The sequence below is a fragment of the Sutterella seckii genome (assembly GCF_009183815.1).
GTDB classification, from domain to species: Bacteria; Pseudomonadota; Gammaproteobacteria; order Burkholderiales; family Burkholderiaceae_F; genus Sutterella; species Sutterella seckii.
In genome coordinates, this window is record NZ_WEHX01000298.1 from 1 (window position 1) to 211 (window position 211).

Genomic DNA, 211 nt, shown 5'->3' on the forward strand with positions numbered 1-211 from the left:
GGCGGATTTGCCTGCCGGCTTCCTACGCTCGCAAACCGGGATATCCAACACCCGGATGACCTTCAGCACTCCGTCCCTCCTTCGCACCTGCAATCGGTCACGAGTATTATACGTTCCCATCAGCTATGCTTCTCAGCCTCGCCTTAGGGGCCGACTCACCCTGCTCCGATGAACGTAGAGCAGGAAACCTTGGGCTTGCGGCGAGCGGGCT

General features: G+C 59.7%; 1 rRNA gene. It reads right to left on the reverse strand.

The annotated features are described in order from the left end of the window. Positions 1–211: ribosomal RNA gene (locus GBM95_RS12220) — 23S ribosomal RNA — on the reverse strand; the annotation flags it as partial.